Annotated in this window: 23 protein-coding genes and 1 tRNA gene; 11 read left to right on the forward strand and 13 right to left on the reverse strand. The window is 65.3% G+C overall.

What is annotated here, in order from left to right; genetic code table 11:
• Positions 1-141: 141 nt before the first annotated feature.
• From AU192_RS07520 to AU192_RS07530, 4 genes are all read left to right on the forward strand, one after another.
• A complete protein-coding gene (locus AU192_RS07520; protein ID WP_082693676.1) occupies positions 142-927 on the forward strand; it encodes a SigB/SigF/SigG family RNA polymerase sigma factor in 786 nt (261 codons plus the stop codon).
• A gap of 123 nt (positions 928-1,050) precedes the next feature.
• Positions 1,051-1,123: transfer RNA gene (locus AU192_RS07525), tRNA-Thr, on the forward strand.
• Positions 1,124-1,156: 33 nt separating this feature from the next.
• Positions 1,157-1,564 carry an HNH endonuclease gene (locus AU192_RS25020; RefSeq protein ID WP_082694940.1) on the forward strand — a complete coding sequence of 136 codons (408 nt, stop codon included), beginning with the start codon at positions 1,157-1,159 and terminating at the stop codon, positions 1,562-1,564.
• 48 nt (positions 1,565-1,612) lie between these two features.
• A complete protein-coding gene (locus AU192_RS07530; protein ID WP_064395175.1) occupies positions 1,613-1,939 on the forward strand; it encodes a hypothetical protein in 327 nt (108 codons plus the stop codon).
• A gap of 2 nt (positions 1,940-1,941) precedes the next feature.
• On the opposite strand, the gene AU192_RS07535 is transcribed toward AU192_RS07530, so the two are convergent.
• Positions 1,942-2,763, reverse strand: a complete 822-nt coding sequence (locus AU192_RS07535) for a hypothetical protein (protein ID WP_064395176.1) — start codon at positions 2,761-2,763, stop codon at positions 1,942-1,944.
• Between the two features lie 100 nt (positions 2,764-2,863).
• Here AU192_RS07535 and AU192_RS07540 point away from each other — a divergent pair, with 100 nt between their 5' ends.
• Complete coding sequence (locus tag AU192_RS07540) at positions 2,864-3,577, forward strand: response regulator transcription factor (RefSeq protein WP_174522706.1); 714 nt, start codon at positions 2,864-2,866, stop codon at positions 3,575-3,577.
• A gap of 66 nt (positions 3,578-3,643) precedes the next feature.
• Entirely contained in the window at positions 3,644-5,062 is a 1,419-nt protein-coding gene (locus tag AU192_RS07545) for a sensor histidine kinase (RefSeq protein WP_064395178.1), read from the forward strand.
• On the opposite strand, the gene AU192_RS07550 is transcribed toward AU192_RS07545, so the two are convergent.
• From AU192_RS07550 to AU192_RS07595, 10 genes are all read right to left on the reverse strand, one after another.
• On the reverse strand, positions 5,050-5,454 hold the full coding sequence (locus AU192_RS07550) for an HIT family protein (protein WP_064395234.1): 405 nt from the start codon (positions 5,452-5,454) through the stop codon (positions 5,050-5,052). The two genes, AU192_RS07545 and AU192_RS07550, sit on opposite strands and share 13 nt — an antisense overlap.
• 708 nt (positions 5,455-6,162) lie before the next feature.
• On the reverse strand, positions 6,163-7,041 hold the full coding sequence (locus AU192_RS07555) for an SDR family NAD(P)-dependent oxidoreductase (RefSeq protein WP_064395179.1): 879 nt from the start codon (positions 7,039-7,041) through the stop codon (positions 6,163-6,165).
• Complete coding sequence (locus AU192_RS07560) at positions 7,031-7,477, reverse strand: nuclear transport factor 2 family protein (RefSeq protein ID WP_064395180.1); 447 nt, start codon at positions 7,475-7,477, stop codon at positions 7,031-7,033. The genes AU192_RS07555 and AU192_RS07560 overlap by 11 nt, the downstream gene beginning before the upstream one ends.
• A 5-nt stretch (positions 7,478-7,482) precedes the next feature.
• Positions 7,483-8,610: an NDMA-dependent alcohol dehydrogenase gene (locus AU192_RS07565; protein ID WP_064395181.1), complete on the reverse strand. Its 1,128-nt coding sequence runs from the start codon at positions 8,608-8,610 to the stop codon at positions 7,483-7,485.
• A 91-nt stretch (positions 8,611-8,701) separates the two neighbouring features.
• On the reverse strand, positions 8,702-9,247 hold the full coding sequence (locus AU192_RS07570; RefSeq protein ID WP_064395182.1) for a nuclear transport factor 2-like protein: 546 nt from the start codon (positions 9,245-9,247) through the stop codon (positions 8,702-8,704).
• 2 nt (positions 9,248-9,249) lie between these two features.
• Positions 9,250-9,459 carry a ferredoxin gene (locus tag AU192_RS07575; RefSeq protein ID WP_064395183.1) on the reverse strand — a complete coding sequence of 70 codons (210 nt, stop codon included), beginning with the start codon at positions 9,457-9,459 and terminating at the stop codon, positions 9,250-9,252.
• Positions 9,460-9,467: 8 nt separating this feature from the next.
• Complete coding sequence (locus AU192_RS07580) at positions 9,468-10,820, reverse strand: cytochrome P450 (RefSeq protein ID WP_064395184.1); 1,353 nt, start codon at positions 10,818-10,820, stop codon at positions 9,468-9,470.
• A complete protein-coding gene (locus AU192_RS07585) occupies positions 10,817-11,644 on the reverse strand; it encodes an SDR family oxidoreductase (protein ID WP_064395185.1) in 828 nt (275 codons plus the stop codon). The genes AU192_RS07580 and AU192_RS07585 overlap by 4 nt, the downstream gene beginning before the upstream one ends.
• A complete protein-coding gene (locus AU192_RS07590; RefSeq protein WP_064395186.1) occupies positions 11,644-12,852 on the reverse strand; it encodes a cytochrome P450 in 1,209 nt (402 codons plus the stop codon). Before AU192_RS07590 ends, AU192_RS07585 begins: the two co-directional genes overlap by 1 nt.
• Positions 12,849-13,442, reverse strand: a complete 594-nt coding sequence (locus tag AU192_RS07595; protein WP_423202677.1) for a TetR/AcrR family transcriptional regulator — start codon at positions 13,440-13,442, stop codon at positions 12,849-12,851. The genes AU192_RS07590 and AU192_RS07595 overlap by 4 nt, the downstream gene beginning before the upstream one ends.
• Before the next feature lie 154 nt (positions 13,443-13,596).
• Between AU192_RS07595 and AU192_RS07600 the strand changes: the two genes are divergently transcribed.
• From AU192_RS07600 to AU192_RS07620, 5 genes are all read left to right on the forward strand, one after another.
• Positions 13,597-15,063: an aldehyde dehydrogenase gene (locus AU192_RS07600; RefSeq protein WP_064395188.1), complete on the forward strand. Its 1,467-nt coding sequence runs from the start codon at positions 13,597-13,599 to the stop codon at positions 15,061-15,063.
• An 85-nt stretch (positions 15,064-15,148) separates the two neighbouring features.
• On the forward strand, positions 15,149-15,910 hold the full coding sequence (locus AU192_RS07605) for an SDR family oxidoreductase (RefSeq protein WP_064395189.1): 762 nt from the start codon (positions 15,149-15,151) through the stop codon (positions 15,908-15,910).
• Entirely contained in the window at positions 15,907-16,758 is an 852-nt protein-coding gene (locus AU192_RS07610; RefSeq protein ID WP_082694941.1) for an NAD(P)-dependent oxidoreductase, read from the forward strand. The genes AU192_RS07605 and AU192_RS07610 overlap by 4 nt, the downstream gene beginning before the upstream one ends.
• A 2-nt stretch (positions 16,759-16,760) precedes the next feature.
• Complete coding sequence (locus AU192_RS07615; RefSeq protein WP_064395190.1) at positions 16,761-17,192, forward strand: carboxymuconolactone decarboxylase family protein; 432 nt, start codon at positions 16,761-16,763, stop codon at positions 17,190-17,192.
• Positions 17,182-18,408: a hypothetical protein gene (locus AU192_RS07620; protein WP_064395191.1), complete on the forward strand. Its 1,227-nt coding sequence runs from the start codon at positions 17,182-17,184 to the stop codon at positions 18,406-18,408. Before AU192_RS07615 ends, AU192_RS07620 begins: the two co-directional genes overlap by 11 nt.
• 31 nt (positions 18,409-18,439) lie before the next feature.
• On the opposite strand, the gene AU192_RS07625 is transcribed toward AU192_RS07620, so the two are convergent.
• Together AU192_RS07625 and AU192_RS07630 are read right to left on the reverse strand one after the other, a co-directional pair.
• On the reverse strand, positions 18,440-18,940 hold the full coding sequence (locus AU192_RS07625; RefSeq protein WP_064395192.1) for an EspA/EspE family type VII secretion system effector: 501 nt from the start codon (positions 18,938-18,940) through the stop codon (positions 18,440-18,442).
• A 52-nt stretch (positions 18,941-18,992) separates the two neighbouring features.
• The gene (locus AU192_RS07630; RefSeq protein WP_064395193.1) at positions 18,993-19,601 is read right to left on the reverse strand and encodes a TetR/AcrR family transcriptional regulator; all 609 of its coding nucleotides are present in this window, start codon (positions 19,599-19,601) and stop codon (positions 18,993-18,995) included.
• Positions 19,602-19,621: the final 20 nt, after the last annotated feature.

Genomic DNA, 19,621 nt, shown 5'->3' on the forward strand with positions numbered 1-19,621 from the left:
CTTAAAAGCCACCGTCCCTCGACTGTGCCTCCCGCCCCGGGCTGTCAGGGCGTTTCGGCTGGTCACTACGGGGGTATACGTGCTCGATCAGGTTCAGATCCGCGAGCCCGCATTGCAATTCTTCGAGGGACGGACGTACCCGTGGCTGGACCAAATTCCGATTATTCCGATGTGACGGAGATGTTCCGTCACCTCAAAACACTGGATGAGGGGTCGGGTGCCTACCACCGGCAACGCGATCTGATCTGTGAGCGTTGCCTACCGCTGGCCGATCACATCGCACGTCGTTATCGCAACCGCGGTGAGTCGCACGAAGATCTTGTGCAGGCAGCACGTGTCGGGCTGGTCAATGCGCTCAATCGATTCGACGTCGACAACGGAACAGAATTCCTGTCGTTCGCCGTACCGACGATGATGGGCGAGGTCCGTCGGCACTTCCGTGACCACGCGTGGGCGGTGAAGGTCCCGCGCACCGTCAAAGACCTCCAGATGCGGGTGAACAAGGCCACCGCGAAGCTGGCGCAGGGCCTGGGGCGCGCACCGACCGCGAGCGAAATCGCCGAGGATCTCGGCGTCGATCGCGAACAGGTGGTGCAAGCGGTGATCGCCGGGTCGAACTATTCGACGTTGTCGACCGACATACCGGCGATGCGCGATGACGATTCGGCGTCCATCGGGGACAGTTTCGGCGGTGACGACGCCGGCTTCGACAAGGTACTCGACGTCGAGACCGTGCGGCCGTTGATCGCGGCCCTACCGAGCCGCGAACGCGACGTGCTGACGCTGCGCTTCTTTGAGGACATGACGCAGAGTCAGATCGCCGCGCAGATCGGCTGTTCGCAGATGCATGTGTCGCGCCTGCTCGCAAAGGCGTTGGAAACGTTGAGAAGTCAGGTCAAAGCATCTTTCCTCGCCGCTGCGAGCTGATGCGCTTAGGTCTGTAATGATACGTATATCGGCATGGAGTGGGTGCACTACTAACCGCTGGCGCGGGCGTCCCGCGGATCGCATGATTATGCCGTCGTAGAATGGCCGAGGCTCACCGAGTCGGCCGCGTTAGCTCAGTTGGTAGAGCATCGCCCTTGTAAGGCGAATGTCGAGAGTTCGAGTCTCTCACGCGGCTCCGTTTGTCGGCCGACCTGCTTAGGGTCGCTCTATGTTGAAGGCCTGTCTCGGGTGCGGCCGCGAGTTGGTTGGCCGTAAACAGAAAGTCTTCTGCTCCAGTGCATGTCAGCAGTCACATCGCCGGCGGGTACTTCTGAATGCTTGGCTTGAGTCCGGCGTCTGCGGCCGCACTTCCTACCAGGGCAACTTTGTTCGGGACTACCTGCTTGAACAGCAGGCCAGCCGTTGCGCAATCTGTGGCATCACGGCTGAGTGGAATGGCTCAACGCTCGCACTGATAATCGACCACATAAATGGCGACGCGACCGACAACCGCCGTGAAAACCTGCGGCTGGTTTGTCCAAACTGCGACAGTCAACTGCCTACTTATAAGGCAAGGAATCGCGGTAGCGGCCGCCACTACCGGCGACAGCGATACGCCGACGGCCAGTCGTATTGACGGGTGCCCGAGTTTATCGGGTCACCCGTTCGGGGAACTCCGCTCCCCGTGACTGTCAAGGACGATCTGCTCAGCGACTTCCCGCACGTGTATCCCACACTCGAGCGGCCCGAGGTCGAACGGCTACTCACGCTGCTCGACAAGAGCGCGAGCACTGAAGGCGGCCTCGGGCTCAGCATCGCCACCGCCATCAAGCCGCTGGTTCCTGAGCTTGCCGCGCGCATCGAGTCCTACAAGCAAACCGATGTCGACGACTATGTGCGGATGCTGCGGGGTGCCACCGTGCTGCTGCTGCAGCGTTGGCAGCCCGAAGACCAGCCCCCGACTCCGGAGAGCGTGTCAGTGGCGATCGAGGCGGTCGAAGCCGACGCGTGAGCTCACTCCCCGACGTCGATGATGCGTTGAGAGGTCACCGTCCTCGACGTCGAACGGGCGCGCGGCCGGCGACCGGGCAACGGGATCCGGTCCGCGATATTGCTCAGCGGGTTCACGACCTGGCTCAACGTCACGACGGCATCGTGGAGGGCGTCGATCGTTGGCGCCAGCGCCTCTAGACCGGGCGCCAACCGGTTCAGCGTGTCCGCGACGTCGGCCAGCTTGAGCAGGGGACCGTCGGGATCGGTGAGCGTGTCCAACAGGCCGTCCTCGGCCAGTAAGCGGTCGGCCACGCCGTCCTCGCGTAGCACCCGCTCCACGAGGCCATCGTTGGCCAGTAGCTGATCGGCCAGCCCGCCCGGGGCGATCACCCGCGACAGTGCGCCGTCGTCGGTGGTCATGCGGTCCACCAGGCCGCCTTCGGCCATCAGCTGGTCCACCAGCCCGCCGGGAGCCACCGCCCGGGCGACCGCACCGTTCTCCGCGGTCACGCGATCCAGCAGGCCACCCTCGGTGGTCAGCTGGTCGACCAGTCCGCCCGGTCGCAGCAGCCGGTCCAGGGGTCCGTTGGGTGCCAGCGCCCGGCCCAGCGGGGCGTCGTCGTCCATCAGACGTGCCAGTCGGTTCGCCCGCTCGACCGCGTCGTTCAGGCCGAGCATTGTGGCGAACGACGCCGATCCGGGCCCACCCTCGACGGCGTCGCCGAGCGTGCGCTGCGCCATGCTCACCGCCCCGGTCGCCATGGCCAGGCCCGCGTCGGCGACGGCCAGGGCGGCTCGCGCCGGTGCGGTCGCGATATCGGTCAGCGCTTTGCCGAAGTTCATCACCTCAGTCTATGGACGGCGCAAGATGAAGACTCACAGGAAGTACACAGCCTGCTGGCAGGAACATCACCGGCGACAGACGGACAGTGAATAGGTGGCCATGCCTGCACTACCCGAGAACACACCGGAGGCCAAGGTCCTCGTCGTCGACGACGAGGCCAACATCGTCGAACTCCTGTCCGTCAGCCTGAAGTTCCAGGGGTTCGAGGTCTACACCGCCTCCAACGGACCCGCCGCGCTGGACAAGGCGCGTGAGGTACGCCCGGACGCCGTCATCCTTGACGTGATGATGCCCGGGATGGACGGTTTCGGGCTGCTGCGACGACTGCGCGCCGACGGTATCGACGCCCCGGCGCTGTTCCTCACCGCCCGCGATTCGCTCCAGGACAAGATCGCCGGTCTCACCCTCGGCGGCGACGACTACGTGACCAAACCGTTCAGCCTCGAAGAGGTGGTGGCCCGGTTGCGGGTGATCCTGCGCCGCTCCGGCCGTGGTGTCGAGGAGCCTCGCAACTCGCGGTTGTCCTTCTCCGACATCGAACTCGACGAGGACACCCATGAGGTGTGGAAGGCGGGGGAGCCGGTGTCGTTGTCGCCGACGGAGTTCACGCTGCTGCGGTACTTCATCATCAACGCGGGGACGGTGCTGTCCAAGCCCAAGATCCTCGACCACGTCTGGCGCTACGACTTCGGCGGTGACGTCAACGTCGTCGAGTCCTACGTGTCCTATCTGCGGCGAAAAGTCGACACGGGCGAAAAGCGCCTGTTGCACACGTTGCGCGGCGTGGGGTACGTGCTCCGCGAGCCACGGTGATGAGCGCTTGCGCGAAGAACAGACAACCGTGATGAGCGGAACCGCAGGCGCGCCGACAATGAGTAGATGACCGCACGTGTGCCGCTGAGGGTGGCGTTGGTGGCGGCCACCCTGCTGCTGGTGGCGTGCGGTCTGCTCGCATCCGGCGTGGCGGTCACCACGATCCTGCGCCACACGCTGAGCAACCGCGTCGACCAAGAACTGCTCGACGCTTCGCGAGGGTGGGCCCAGGCGCCGCGCCAGGGGTCCGACGATGCGCTGGAAAGTCCCAACCCCGCACGGCCGCCGACGAATTTCTATGTCCGCGGCGTCGGAGCCGACGGCCACATCTGGATCGCCGTCAACGACCGAGATGCGGAACCGGCGCTGCCCGCCGACAACGACGTGGGTTCGGAGCCGGTCACCATCGGCTCGCTGCACGGCTCCGATGTGCAGTGGCGCGCGATGACGGTCCGCAGCCCCGACGGGGTGGTCACTGTCGCCGTCGACTTCTCCGCTGTGCAGACCACAGTGCGCGAGTTGATTTACGCGCAGGTGGGGATCGGGCTGGCGGTGCTGGTGGTGCTCGGGGTGGTCGGCTATGCGGTGGTGCACCGCAGCCTGCGTCCGCTGGTCGAAGTCGAGCAGACCGCGGCGGCGATCGCGGCAGGCGAATTCGATCGCCGTGTCCCCCAGCGTGATCCGCGCACCGAGGTGGGCCGACTGTCGTCAGCGCTCAACGGCATGCTCGCCCAGATCCAGACCGCCATGGCGGCCTCCGAGGCCTCCGCCGAGCAGGCCCGCAGTTCCGAGGAGCGGATGCGACGGTTCATCACCGACGCCAGCCATGAGCTCCGCACGCCGCTGACCACCATCCGTGGATTCGCCGAGTTGTACCGGCAGGGCGCGGTACGCGACGTCGAGATGCTGATGAGCCGCATCGAGAGCGAGTCCGGCCGGATGGGCTTGCTCGTGGAGGACCTTCTGCTTCTCGCCCGCCTCGACGCGCAACGCCCACTCGAGCGCCGGCGCGTCGATCTGCTGACCCTGGCCACCGACGCGGTCCACGACGGGCGCTCCATCGCCCCCAAGCGAGCGATCAGGTTGGAGGTGCTCGATGGGCCCGGCACCCCGGAAGTGCTTGGCGACGAAGCCCGACTGCGCCAGGTGCTGGGCAACCTGATGGGCAACGCGCTTCAGCACACTCCAGAAACCGCCGGGGTGACGGTGCGGGTGGGCACCGCGGGCGACCGCGCGGTGCTGGAGGTGTGCGACGAGGGGCCGGGTATGACGGAGGACGACGCGCGACGGGTGTTCGAACGGTTTTATCGCGCGGACTCGTCGCGCACCCGGGCAAGCGGCGGCACCGGACTGGGACTGTCGATCGTCGACTCGTTGGTTCTGGCCCACGGCGGAACGGTCGATGTCACCACCGCGCCGGGGCAGGGGTGCACGTTTCGGGTCAGCCTGCCACGCATCGTCGACGTGGCGGCTCAGGTCAGCTGAGCCAGTGCCGCCTTGATTTTGGTCTGGGCCTCGTCGAGGGATTCCTGCGACGGGTTCTGGTCGGCGTTGGCGAACCCGAAATCGGCGAGATTGTTGGTGGGAAAGACGTGCACATGCAGATGAGGCACTTCCATCCCGGCGATGATCACCCCGGCCCGTTCGGCGGGGAACGCCTTGACCACGGCCTTGCCGATCAGCTGTGACACCTCCATGACGCGGCCGAAGACCGCGGGCTCGACGTCCTGCCAGTTGTCGATCTCGGCTCGCGGCACAACGAGCGTGTGGCCCTGGGTGATCGGGGCGATCGTCAGGAAGGCGACGATGTCGTCGTCCTCGTAGACGAACCGGCCTGGTAGCTCCCCGTTGATGATCTTCGTGAACACGCTCGCCATGGCGTCGAGCATAGTGAGCGACTCGCCGCGGTCGAGGGCGCGTCGGCTGACCGGCCGCCGGTGCGGTAAGCGTTGCGACGTGCGGGAGTGTGATCGAGCAAGCGAGGCGAGTCGTTCCCGGGGTGCGCCTGCAAACGAGGAGCGGAAAACGGACCGCAGGCGTCCTCGCAATAATTGACGGCCGCGTTCGGCGCGTGGATGCATTTCTAGCAACATCGCAAAAGCCGAACTGAATTCCATGTTCAAGATCAGAAATAGATTGCAGTTAATTTCGCGCGCTTTGCTTGTGTCGCTTACCATTCAATAGGCGCACGATCGCAGCATTCCGCGTAAAAGGGATTCGACACTTTCTCCCTGAATTCAATTCATTTCTGCCGTTTGCGGCTTACAGTAATCGCATCGTGATCGTCGCTTGAGCAAAGGGGGTACTGCCATGTCACATCGCAACGCCAAACTTTTCCTTTTTCTGATCTTGACGTTGATTGTCACGCTGACATCGGGATGTGTAATCCCCGTGACCATCGACTGCACGCCGTTCTTCTGCACGCCGTAGCGCGCTGGCCGTAAAGGCGAACGTCGACCCGATCAGGAATGACGTTTGCTACTCGACGGACGAGTGATGTCTGCCCAATATTCGCTCGAAACTCGCACAGGTCGAAGGGTGTAATTTTCGAGCGAACTCACGGGACCAAGGCTGTCGTTGAGCGGTCAGCTGTGTCGGGTATTCCGCTGAATGTGGTCGTGAAGCTCGGCAACGGACCATGGCGGAGTGTCGTGGTGGTCGCGGTAGGCCAGAATCGTCGGCGTCGGCCTGTCGAAGCGCCCGACGAACCCGCCGGCGGCGATGAAGATCTGCCCCGTCACGTCCTTGGCCAGGTCACTCGCCAGATAAGCGTAGGTCGGGGCGACGTACGCCGGCGGCGCGGCGTCGAGGGCACCCTGCATGCTCACGTCGTCCAACAGGCGGCGACGGTTCAGGTCGGCGATGTGCGCCTCGTAATCCGCTCCGGTCGAAAGCCGCGTCCTGGCGCCGGGACAGACGACGTTCGCGCGCACGCCGTGCTCCTTGAGTTCGGCGGCGATCGCCAGGGTCAGCCCGTTGACGCCGCCCTTGCCCGCCGGATACCCCGTACCGCCGTAGTCGCCGAGAAACGCGAACGAACTCGTGTTCACGATCGCGCCTCCACCCTGGGCCACCATCCTGGGCGCGGCGGCTCGGCAAGTCTCGAAGGCCGTATTGAGATGTGCGTCGATCAGCTCGCGGAACTGGCCCGACGTGATCGTGAGAATCGACGATCCGACGGGCTCGGCTGTGCCCGCACAGTTGATCAGGATGTCGATGCGACCGAACTCCTGAACGCACGTCTCGATCAGGAGGTCGGCGATCTCCGGATCGGCGGGCGAGCCGGGGACTCCGTGCGCGCCCGGAATCCGTTGCGTCGCTTGGGCTACGGCCTCCCGGTCACGGCCGTTGACGACCACCCCGGCACCATCGGCAGCGAGCAGTTCAGCCACCGCCAGCCCCACGCCGCGCGATCCGCCGACGACGACCGCGCCACGCTCGGACAGTGACGGGCTACTTGGCATCCGTTGACTGGCTGGCCGCCTGACCGAACTGCATCATGTCCATGTTCCAGTAGCCACGAAGGTTGGTGAGCAGACCGGCGTCGTTGACCTTGTAGGTGAACACTCCGCGCACCGTGCTGGTCATTCCGTTGTCGAACTTGCTGCGCAGCACCAGGATATGAGCCACCTCGTGCGGGGAACTGGACGGAAATGTCTCCTCGCAGGTGATCCGCAGATCGTTGGAGGCGATGTTGGCATCGTAGAAGCCGGACACCGCCTCCTTCCCGCGAATTCCCGTGCCGTCGGGGTTGGTGAAAGACGGCCCGATCGGATCCTCGATGACGACATCGTCGGCCATGAGGGCCAACCAGCCCTCTTTGTCGTGGGAGTGCACGCATCTCCACGAATTGTGGGAGGCCGCCAAAGCCGGTGTCTTCTCGACGGTTTCCTGAGCCATGAGCTCTACCGGTCGTCGTCGGTATAGCGAATGACGCCGCGGATGTTCCTGCCCTCGAGCATGTCGGAGTAACCGTCGTTGATCTGTTCCAGCTTGTACTGCCGGGTGACCATGTCGTCGAGGTTCAGCTTGCCTGCCTTGTACATCGACAGCAGCTGCGGAATGTCGTAGTGCGGGTTGCCCCCACCGAAGATGGTGCCCTGCAGGTTCTTCTGCAGCAGGGTCAGCATCGCCAGGTTGAGGTTCACCTCGGTGTCGAGCAGGCTGCCGATGGCGGTGACCACGCAGGTGCCACCCTTGGCGGTCAGGCTGAGGTAGTTCTCGACGTCCTTGCCGTGCAGCTCGCCCACGGTGATGATCACCTTGTGGGCCATCAGTCCCCAGGTGACCTCGCCGATACCGGCCATCGCGGACTCCCAGTCCGGATAGGCATGTGTGGCACCGAATTTGAGCGCCTGGTCACGCTTCCACTCCACCGGGTCGATCGCGAAGATGCGACGTGCGCCCGCGGTGACTGCGCCCTGCAGGGCGCCCATGCCGACGCCGCCGACGCCGACGATCGCGACGTCCTCACCGGGCCGGATGTCACCGCTGCGGACGGCCGAGCCGTACCCGGTGGTGATGCCGCAACCGACCAGGCACGCAACCTCGAACGGGATCGACTCGTCGATCTTCACCACCGAACTCTTGTGTACGACCATGTAGGGCGAGAACGTGCCCAGCAGGGTCATCGGGAAGACGGGTTGTCCCTTGGCGTGGATGCGGTGGGTGCCGTCGGAGACCGCGGTGCCCCCGAGCAGGCCGGCGCCAAGGTCGCAGAGGTTGCGCATACCGGCCTGACACGACGGACAGTTGCCGCAGGACGGGATGAACGACATCACGACGTGATCGCCGGGCTTGAGGTCTTCGACGCCCGGACCGACCTCGGTGACGATGCCCGCGCCCTCGTGGCCACCGAGTACCGGGAAACCGGCCATCGGGATGCCGCCGGTCACCAGGTGATGGTCGGAGTGGCACATCCCCGACGCTTCCATCTGCACCTTGACCTCGTCCTTGACGGGGTCCCCGATTTCGATCTCCTCGATCGACCACGGCTGGTTGAACTCCCAGATGAGAGCACCTTTTGTCTTCATTCGAACGTGCCTTCCGCTAGTACCGGTGACCTCAGACTAGAGGCAGTAGTTAGGTAGGTCACGCCCACCCCCAATCAACTGCTTGGCCGGGTCACCAGATCGGTACCGGGGCCTGGCCGAGGGGGTAGTAACCGGGCAACTTCTCGCCGGCCAGGGAGCGCTCGATGCGCTTCTGCATTCCGGGCGACAGGTCGCCGGACTCGATCAGTTTCGCGTACCCCTTGGCGACGTGGCCGAAATCGAAGAAGTCGCGCTGCCATTCGATCTTCAGGTCGGCATTGAGCCGAAACCAGCTGCCCCCGATACCGTAGATCTCGTCGGTAGTGCCGTCGGACTTGTTCGCGACCTGCTTCCAGAAGCCGACGATCTCGCCCTGCTTGTCGTCTACGAGCACCTTCTGGTACTCGTAAACCCAGTTCTCCAGGCCCTCCATCTCCAAACCCAAGGCGATTTCGCGTATCTGATCCACGCCGACACACATCACGTCTTCCTTGGGGCCGATGTTCCAGCCGTAGGTCGCATCATCGGTGTAGAACTCGGCCAACGGTTTCCAGTCGCCGTTGCGTTCGGCGTCTCGGTTGGCCTCCAGCCACTGCTCGACCCAGTTGTCGAGCGCTTCGCGGGGCAGTGACGGCATTGTCATTCTCCTGTTTCTTTGATGGCCAGTGCGTGGGTCGGGCACATATCGACCGCGTTCTGTATCTCGTCGCGGGCGTCGTCGGGCGGTTCGGCGTCGAGGATCTCGACCTTGCCGCGTTTGGGGACGGTGAAGTAGTCCGGCGCCTCGAGCTCGCACATCGCGTGCCCCTGGCACAGGTCCAGGTCTACTTCTACTCTGTAGCAGCCCATTCGATCCCCTACTTGACACGCCTGCGGTAGCGGGCCTTCGCGGGTCGTTGTAGCTGCACCACCATCTTCGAGTGGTCGTTGCGGTAGCTGTCAGCCGGTTGCGCCATCTCGAACTCGTACTCGCGCAACAGGACCGAGAAGATCGCCTTGATCTGCATCTGGGCGAACGCCGCGCCGACGCAACGGTGCCTGCCCGCGCCGAACGGGATCCACGTCCAGCGGTTCACGATGTCGGCCTGTTCAGGCTTGTTGTAGCGGTCCGGATTGAAACCGTCCGGATCCGGGAAGTCCTCGGGAATCCGGTTGCTGATCGCCGGCGAGGCAGCCACGAAGTCGCCCTTGTGAATGGGGAAGCCGGCTACCTCGAACTCACCCTGGGCCACCCGCATCAAGATGATCAGCGGCGGGTGCAGCCGCAGCGTCTCCTTGACGACGTTGTCCAGCAACGGAATCTGGCGCAGCGCATGGAAGCTGACTTCCTGACCGTCGGCGTAGAGTTCGTCGAGCTCGGCCTGAACCTTGGCGTAGATCTCTGGGTGGCGGATCAGCTCGATCAGGGTCCACGCCGAGGTTCCGGAACTGGTGTGGTGCCCGGCGAACATCAGCGAGATGAACATGCCGGTGACCTCGTCGGCCGAGAACCGCGGGTTGCCGTCCTCGTCCTTGATCGACACCAGCACGTCGAGCATGTCACGGTCGGACTTGTCGGTCGGCGGATTGGCCAACCGGTGGTTCATGATCTCCTGAACCAGCGCAACGAGTTTGACGCGCGCCTCGTCGCGGCGCTGGAAACTCTCGATCGGCAGGTAGGGGTCGACATAGCAGAGCGGGTCGGTGCCGCGCTCGAGATCGTGGTAGTACTCGGCGAACCGGTGGTCGAGTTCGTTTCGGAACTTCAGCCCGATCAGGCAGGCCGTCGAGGTGTAGATCGTCAGCTCGGCGAAGAAGTCGAGCAGCTCGATCTCGCCTTCGTCGCCCCAGTCGGCGATCATCTTGCGGACCTCGCCCTCGATGGTGGTCGCGTGGCCCTTCATGTGCTCACCGCGCAGCGCCGAATTGTGCAGCATCTCCTTGCGCCGCTCGGGGCTGGCGTCGAACACCACACCCTTGCCGAAGATCGGCGTCATGAACGGATAGGCCTCGGCCTGGTCGAGATCCTCGTCGGCCGAACGGAAGAAGAACTCGTTGGCCTCGGCGCCGGACAGCAGGATGACGTGCTTGTCCACCAACTGGAACCAGCCGACGTCACCGCACTCGTCGCGGACCCGTTGCATCAAGCCGATCGGGTCGGTGCGGAACTCCTCGAGGTGTCCGTGCTCTTCTTCACCACCGGAAACCCGGGGCACGATCGCCGTCGTCATGACTTCAGGTTCTCCTCGTTCAACTTGAGTTGCTGGCGTTCCGCCGGCGCGGTGGCCAGCGGCGCCTCGGGCTGAAGTTCCATGTTGGCGATGAACCCGCCGCGAGGTGTCTCCGCAACGAAGGTGATGGCCCTGGCCAGGTCGGCCGCCCGCAGGAAGTAGTCGTGCCGGGCCTGGCCCCACTTCGCCCAATCCTCGAGTGCCGGGCCGATCTTCTCGGCGGGCAGACTCCAGCCCATGCTGGTCTTCGTCGGGCCGGGGTGCACGATCGAGGCGCGCACACCGGTGCCCTCCAGTTCCATCTGGAAATTGTTGACCATGGCCAGAAGCGCCGCCTTCGCCGCCCCGTAGGCGCCCATGTGCGGCCGCTGACGCAGCGCCACATCGGATCCCACGAAGATCAGGTCGCCGCGCTGGCGCGCGAGCATGCCCGGGAGCACCGCCGACGCCAGCCGGTTGGCCCCGACGAGGTGGATCTGCAGCTGCGACTCGAACTCGTCGGTGCTGATCTCGGCCAGCTTGCCGAAGTAGGTGTCACCAGCACCGGCCACCAATACCTCGATCTCGCCGAGTGCCTCCACCGATTGGGCGACAAACGTTTTCACCGAGTTGGGGTCGGTGACGTCGAGATGGAACCCGACGGCTTCACCGCCGTCGGCGTTGATCTTGCCGACGATGTCTTCGAGTTTCTCGACGCGCCGGGCGCCGAGCGCGACCGGAAAGCCGCGCGCGGCCATCTCGATCGCCGTCGCTTCGCCGATTCCGGATGAGGCGCCGGCGACGATGACGGGCCGTCGTTCGGGCAGGGGGTCGAACCGGGGCATCAGACAGTCTCCACAGTGATGGGAAGGTGAGCGAATCCGCGGACATTGCTCGAGTGGACGCGGACGGCGTTGGCCTCGTCCACCTCGTAGCCGCGGATTCGCTTGAACAACTCGGTCAGCGCGACCTTGGCCTCCATCCGCGCCAGGTGCGCACCAAGGCAGAAGTGGGCACCGCTGCCGAAACTCATTAGCTTGGACCCTATTTCGCGGCCGATGAGGAAACGGTCTGGGTCCTCGAAGACCCGCTCGTCGCGGTGAGCGGACCCGGGCAGCAACAGCAGGACATCACCGTCGGGGATGGTGGTGTCGTACAACGTCAGCTCGCCCGAGACCGTGCGCGCGAGGATCTGGCTCGAGGTGTCGTATCGCAGCGATTCCTCGACCCAGAGCGGAATCCGCTGCAGGTCGGCGTAGACCGGGGTCAGCTGGTCGGGGTTCCTGTGGCCCCAGAATGCCGCATTGGCAAGCAGTTTCGTGGTGGTCTCATTACCGGCGATCACCATCAGGAACATGAAGCCGATGATCTCGTCGTCGGTGAGCCGGTCGCCGTCGATCTCGGCCTCAAGGAGCGCGGTGGTCAGGTCGTCGGTCGGCTTCTTGCGGCGCTCGGCCACCATGTTCTGGTAGTAGACGATCAGGTTGATCGACGCCTCCACGGCCGAGGGCGGTACGTCGCTGACGCCCTCGTCGCGGTGCATGACACCGTCGGCCCACGCGCGCACCTGGACTCGATCGGGCTCGGGCACACCCATAAGCTCCGAGATGACGTCCATCGGCAGCTTGCCCGCGAATTCGTTGACGTAGTCGACGGTCTCGTTCGAGCGTGCCTTGTCCAACATGACATCGAGATGCTGCACGGCGATCTCGGTGACGCGCGGCTCCAACTCGCGGATGCGCCGAGGCGTGAAACCTTTCGACACCAGTGTGCGCAGTCGCAAGTGGTCGGGGTCGTCCATCGCCAGGAAGGACATGGTCTTGGAGGCGTGCGGTCCGCGCGACGCGGGATCCAGCGATACGCCGAACTTGTTCGACAACGTGGTGCTGTTGCGGAAACCCTGCAGGACATCCTGGTGCCGCGACAGTGCCCAGAAACCGAGTTCGTCGTTGCGATACAGCGGTGCCTCGTCCCGCAGCCGCTTGTAGTACGGATACGGATCCTCGTGGAAGTCGTAGTCGTATGGGTCAAGCACGATTTCGCTGATGGTCACTGCTCGTCTCCCAAGATGAGGCCGACGACGTAGCTGAGCCGGTCGGCGATCTGGTGGTAGGTGAAGACGCCGCTACCCGCGTTGACCAGCGCGCCGAAGAACGTCATCTCCAGGGCGGCCAATGCGCGCGGGTCGGCGTCCGGGCCCATGGCCGAGCGGATGCGGCGGTGGATCTCGGCACCGATGCGGTCGCGTACCGCGCGCACCGCGGAGTCGCTTCCGCTGAGCAGCGCGGTGGTGCACGCCGCCGCGACCTCGGGTTCGTCGGCGACCATCAGCGCCATCGCGCGCAGAGTCTTCTCGACGCGGGTGACCCGGCTGTCGTTGACGTCGGTGAAGTACGGCACCTGACGCATCAGGTCCAGGTACACCTCGGCGATCAGGTGGTTCTTCGACGAGAAGTAGGTGTAGGCGGTGGCCGGGGCGACTTTGGCCCTGGCGGCGACGGCGCGCACCGTCAGGTCGGCGTAGGAGGATTCGCGCAGCATCTCGACGCCGGCGGTGAGCACCTTGCGGAACGTCTCCTCCTGGCGGCGGTTCCGCGGTGTCTCGCCGGTGCTGACAGGCGCCGGGCCTGCGACCGCTATCACGGGCTCGCTGGACACCTGTCCAAGTTATCGGACGCGGGCTCGGCTCCGCAAGTATGCAGCTAGTAAACGCTATGCTTGCCAGCCGCACTGCGAGGGGACTATCGTCCAGTCCAACAATTCGGACACTTGTCCAGCATTGGTGAACGGAGATGGCATGGCTGTGCTGGCGAATCGGGAAAGTCAGCTGCTCATCGACGGCAAGCTCGTCGCGGGTAGCGGGGGGTCGTTCGAAACAGTCAACCCCGCGACCGAGGAAGTGCTCGGTGTCGCGGCCGACGCCACCGCCGACGACATGGGTCGTGCCATCGAGGCGGCCAGGCGCGCCTTCGACGAGACCGACTGGTCGACCGACACCGACTTGCGGGTGCGTTGCCTTCGCCAGTTGCAGGCCGTCCTGAAGGAGCACATCGAGGAACTGCGCGAGATCACGATCGGCGAGGTGGGCGCGCCCCGGATGTTGACGTCGGCGGCTCAGCTCGAGGGGCCGGTCGACGACCTGAGCTTCTGCGCCGACACCGCCGAGTCCTACGAGTGGAACACCGATCTCGGGGTCGCGTCGCCGATGGGCATCAAGACCCGGCGCCGCCTCGCCCGCGAGGCCGTCGGCGTCGTCGGCGCCATCACGCCGTGGAACTTCCCGCACCAGATCAACCTGGCCAAGATCGGCCCGGCGTTGGCCGCCGGCAACACCATCGTGCTCAAGCCGGCCCCGGACACCCCGTGGTGTGCTGCCGCGGTCGGGGAGTTGATCGCCGAGCACACCGACATCCCGCCGGGCGTCGTCAACATCGTCACCTCCAGCGACCACGGGGTCGGTGCGCTGCTGTCCAAAGACCCACGGGTGGACATGGTTTCGTTCACCGGGTCGACGGCGACCGGCCGCAGCGTGATGGCCGACGGCGCCGCCACGATCAAGAAGGTGTTCCTGGAGCTGGGTGGCAAGTCGGCATTCCTCGTGCTCGACGACGCCGACCTGGCCGCCGCCTGCTCGATGTCGGCATTCACCGCGTCGATGCACGCCGGACAGGGATGCGCCATCACCACCCGACTGGTGGTACCGCGGGCTCGCTACGACGAGGCGGTCGAAGCCGCGGCGGCGACGATGGGCGGACTCAAGCCGGGCGACCCTCAGGACGCCGGAACGATCTGCGGCCCACTCATTTCCGCGCGCCAGCGCGACCGGGTTCAGGGCTACCTTGACTCGGCGATCGACGAGGGCGGCAAGTTCGCCGTCGGCGGTGGCCGCCCCGCCGATCGCGATACCGGCTTCTTCATCGAGCCCACCGTCATCGCCGGACTGGACAACAATGCCAAGGTCTCGCGCGAGGAGATCTTCGGACCGGTGCTGACGGTCATCGCCCACGACGGCGACGACGACGCGGTCCGCATCGCCAACGATTCGGCCTACGGCCTTTCAGGCACGGTGTTCTCGGCCGACGAAGAACGCGCGAACCGGGTCGCGGCACGGATGCGGGTCGGCACGGTCAACATCAACGGCGGCGTCTGGTATTCGGCGGATATGCCGTTCGGCGGATACAAGCAGTCCGGGCTCGGTCGCGAGATGGGACTGGCGGGCTTCGAGGAATACCTGGAAATCAAGGCGATCGCTACGGCGGTGTGACGATCACGCCGAACGTGGGTTACCCGCACGCAAAACGTCGCGAGGCGTGACACAACCCCACATTCGGCAACGAGGAAGGAACACGATGGGGCTCTACGAGGACCAGTTCAAGGACAAGGTGGCGATCGTCACCGGCGCCGGCGGCGGTATCGGCCAAGCGTATGCCGAGGCGCTGGCGCGCGAGGGCGCCGCAGTGGTGGTTGCCGACATCAACACCGAGGGCGCCCAGAAGGTGGCCGACGGGATCAAGGGCGAGGGCGGCAACGCGCTCGCGGTCCGCGTCGACGTCTCCGACCCGGAATCGGCGAAGGAGATGGCCGCGCAGACGCTTTCGGAGTTCGGCGGCATCGACTACCTGGTGAACAACGCCGCCATCTTCGGCGGCATGAAGTTGGACTTCCTGATCACCGTGGACTGGGACTACTACAAGAAGTTCATGAGCGTGAACATGGACGGCGCGCTGATCTGCACCCGGGCGGTGTACAAGAAGATGGCCAAACGCGGCGGCGGCGCGATCGTCAACCAGTCCTCGACGGCGGCGTGGCTGTACTCGAATTTTTACGGTCTGGCCAAGGTCGGGGTCAACGGGCTGACCCAGCAGTTGGCGACCGAACTCGGCGGGCAGAACATTCGGGTCAACGCGATCGCACCGGGCCCCATCGACACCGAGGCCAACCGCACCACTACGCCGCAGGAGATGGTCGCCGACATCGTCAAGGGAATTCCGTTGTCGCGCATGGGGCAACCGGAGGACCTGGTCGGCATGTGCCTTTTCCTGCTGTCGGATCAGGCCAGGTGGATCACCGGTCAGATCTTCAACGTCGACGGCGGGCAGATCATCAGGTGAGCGACGACGTCAAGCTGGGATACATCGGCCTGGGCAACCAGGGGGCGCCGATGGCCAAGCGCCTGGTCGACTGGCCCGGCGGGCTGGTCGTGTTCGATGTGCGCGCCGAGGCGATGACCCCGCTGGTCGAACTGGGGGCCAATCTCGCCGATAGCGTCGCCGACGTCGCGAAAGCCGACATCATCAGCGTCACCGTGCTCAACGACGCCCAGGTGCGCGACGTGGTGGGACAACTCGGCGAACACGCCGCGCCGGGCACCGTGATCGCGATCCACTCGACGATCGAGCCCGACACGGCCGGTGAGCTCGCCGAGCGGTTGCGCGACAAGGGGATTCACATCGTCGACGCACCGGTCAGCGGTGGCGCCGGAGCGGCAGACAAGGGTGAGCTGGCCGTGATGGTCGGCGCCGACGATGAGGCGTTCGCCAAGGTCAAGCCCGTGTTCAAAAAGTGGGCGTCGTTGGTGGTCCGGGCCGGTGAGCCCGGGGCGGGAACCCGAATGAAGCTAGCGCGAAATATGTTGACCTTCATCGGTTTCGCGGCGTCGTGCGAGGCGATGCGGCTCGCCGAATCGGCGGGGCTGGACCTGCAGAAGCTCGGTCGGGTAGTGCGGCACAGCGACGCGCAGAGCGGTGGGCCGGGCGCGATCATCGTGCGCGACGACATGAGTGACCTCACACCGGACCACTGGCTGTACGACATGTTCACGCACACGCGTGGACTCGCAGAGAAAGACCTCAGCCTGGCGCTCGCGCTGGGCGAGGCCACCGGGACCGAACTCCCGCTGGCCGAGATCGCGCTGCAGAACCTGGCCGCCGGGCTCGGCGTGCCGCACACGAAGGAGTGACGATGGACGAGTTGCGTCGCAAGGGCCTCGAGAAGATGAACGAGGTCTACGGCTGGGAGATGCCCAACATCGAGGGGGATCCGTATTTCGATCTCACCGTCGACCACCTCTTCGGCACCATCTGGACGCGACCCGGGCTGTCGATGCGCGACAAGCGGATCATGACGCTGACCGCCGTGACCGCCGTCGGCAACTCCGATCTCGCCGAAATCCAGGCCAACGCAGCGCTGGCCAACGGTGAGATGACCGAGGACGAACTCAAGGAGATGGCCGTCTTTCTGACCCACTACCTCGGTTTCCCGCTCGGGTCCAAGCTCGACGGCGCGGTCAGCAAGGTGATCAAGAACCGCAAGAAGCGTCCGGCGGAAGACAAGAAGGCCAATGTCAACGCCGCGGTGAAGATGCATTCCGGTGGGACGGTCCATGACGAGTAGGTATGCGTCGCTGTCGCGGGAAGAACTCGCGGTCCTGCTGCCCGAGCTGCTGCTGATCGGTCAGTTGATCGACCGGTCCGGAATGGCCTGGACCATCGCAAATTTCGGCCGGGAGGAGATGCTGCAGGTCGCGATCGAGGAGTGGATGGGCGCCAGCCCGATCTACGCCAAACGCATGCAGCGTGCACTGGATTTCGAGGGCGACGACGTCGTCACGATCTTCAAAGGCATGCAGCTCGACATCGGCGCCCCACCGCAGTTCATGGATTTCCGCTACACCGTGCACGACCGGTGGCACGGCGAGTTCCACCTCGACCACTGCGGCGCGCTGCTCGACGTGGAGCCGATGGGCGAGGACTACGTGCGCGGGATGTGCCACGACATCGAGGACCCGACGTTCGACGCGACCGCGGCCGCCACCAATCGTCGCGCGCAGATCCGTCCGATCCACCGGCCTCCGCGCACGCCGGCCGACCGGCATCCGCACTGTGCGTGGACGGTCGTGATCGACGAGTCCTATCCCGAGGTGGACGATCACCCGGTGTTGGACGTGATGCGCCGAACCCGCGCCGCCAGAACCGAATTCGAACCGATCAACCGTGACGACGAGGGCCAGTCGGACTACTCGGGACCGCTGGTGTCGGACTTCGACTTCGGGGCATTCTCACACTCGGCGCTGGTGCGCATTGCCGACGAGGTGACCCTGCAGATGCACCTGCTGAACTTGTCGTTCGTGATCGCGGTGGGCAAGCGCGCGGGCACCAACACCGAACTGGCGACCGAGATCTGCACCAAACAGCTGATCGGCATCGCCGGCATCGCCGCCGAACGCATCCACCGCGCGCTGAGACTGCCCGGCGGCATCGAAGGCGCCGTGCGCACACTGCAGTTGCATCCGATGCTCAACCCGGCGGCCTATGTGGACGCCGAGTTCGGTCCGGATGTGGTGCACGTGCGGCGTTCGGCGGCGCACGAGGACGGCGCCTGGGTGTCGCTGGTGACGCCCGACGAGGTGCGTCCGTTGCAGGCCGCCGTCACGGCGATCGACAAGCATCTCGATGTCGAGGTCACCGGCACCGCCCAGGAATGGACCGCGCGGGTCGTCGAGACCGACAGCGAAGCCAAGGAATTCTCCGAGGTGTCGATTGTCAGGGTCAGCGGCGGTTCGACATGGGAGTTCGAAGAACGCAAGTCATTGCCGTTGACCGTGCTCTGAGCCTCGCGATCAGCGGGGCGCACCCGTCTGTTCAGCGCGCGGATCTACCGAGTTCCTCGTACTCCGCACCGAGCGTGCGCATCCTGGCCGCAATGGCAGCGAGGTCGCTGTGTGAGCGTTGGATGATCTCGGCGACCTCGCCTGCGCCCTTGCTGATGACCGGCCACAGCATCTGTTGGCCGGCCGGGGTTTCGGGCGTCGTCGCCGCCGCGTCCAGCACCCACTGACGGACCGCGTCGAGCTCACGCCTGCCGGCCGCGACGACCGCGGCCGACCTGTCCACCTCGGCTGCGAGGCGGCGATCCAGGTCGGCCAATGCCCCCAGAGCCCTTGCCTGCCTGGCGTTCCGGTCTCGATAGCCCTCGGCGCCCGCGCCCGTCCAATCCGAACCCGGTGTCGCCGACTCCACCTCGTCCCGCAGGGACTCCAGGCGGGCGCTGTGGTCCAGCCCGCCGCCGTCCTGCGGGATGCCCTCACCGAACGACGCGCGCGCCCGCGCCCACGTCGAGAGGAAGGCATCGACGACACTCACGATCGTGAGTTTACGGCCCGCCAGACGGCTGGCCGAGCACCAATTGCGGCGCCTAGCGGGCCGCGGTCGGAACGGCCACGGACGCGCCGACCCAGCGTCGCAGGTAGCTCCGCAGCTCGGGGCCGCGGCGCGGGGGACGTCCCGGGTCGATGATGAACGACTGGATGATCCGCAGCAGGTGTTCGGCCAGTTCGTCGAGGTCGTGGTCGTCGAACCCCTGCGCGGCCCAGTCGACGTCGAAGCGGCGCAGCATCGAATTGGCGAACTCCAATGCCACGTCCGAGGTGACCGTCTGGCTGAACTCGCTGGCCCGCGCGGGCATCAGCAACAGTCCCATGTGTTTGTCCTGGGGCAGCCACTCGAGTGCGGTGGCGATGCCCTCGGCGACCGCCTCCTGCGGGTCGGTCAACCCCTGCAGGTGGTCGGCGAGCCGGTCTAGAAAGCCGGTGGCCGCGCGCTGTGCTGAGGCCTGAAGCAGCGCGTCGGTGCTGGGAAAGTACCGGTACACCGTCTGCCGCGTCACCCCGAGTGTGCGCGCGACGTCGCTGATCGAGAACTCGGCACCGCGCGCGTCGATCGCCTTGCCCGCGGCGTCGAGGATTCGGGCCACCGCCTCCTCATCCGTCGACGGCGCCGAGCCGGACCAACCGTGAGTGCGCACGGCAAAAATCCTACTCAGCT

This window comes from Mycobacterium lehmannii, assembly GCF_001499925.1.
Lineage (GTDB): Bacteria > Actinomycetota > Actinomycetes > Mycobacteriales > Mycobacteriaceae > Mycobacterium > Mycobacterium lehmannii.